This is a genomic window from Mesorhizobium sp. M1A.T.Ca.IN.004.03.1.1 (genome assembly GCF_003997555.1).
In the GTDB taxonomy this organism is placed as follows: Bacteria; Pseudomonadota; Alphaproteobacteria; order Rhizobiales; family Rhizobiaceae; genus Mesorhizobium.
Genome location: NZ_RZTV01000776.1, coordinates 1 through 250 on the forward strand (window position 1 = coordinate 1; position 250 = coordinate 250).

General features: G+C 66.8%; 1 pseudogene. It reads left to right on the top strand.

Annotated features, from left to right (window positions below):
• Positions 1-250: pseudogene (locus tag EOD29_RS33755) on the top strand (ArsR family transcriptional regulator); the annotation flags it as partial.

Genomic DNA, 250 nt, shown 5'->3' on the forward strand with positions numbered 1-250 from the left:
CATGCTGCGGCCGGGCGGGCGGCTCGTGGTCATCGACCTCGCGCCGCACACGCTCGAATATCTCAGAGACGAACATGCCCATGTCCGTCTCGGCTTTTCGCACCAGGCGATGTCCGACTGGTTGCGCAAGGCCGGGCTCGACGTCGAGCAGGTCGTCGATCTTCATCCGGGTCAGCAGGGCGGGCAGGGGTTGACGGTCACCGTCTGGCTCGCGCGCGATCCGAGGCGCCTCATGGCTTCGCAAACGAGC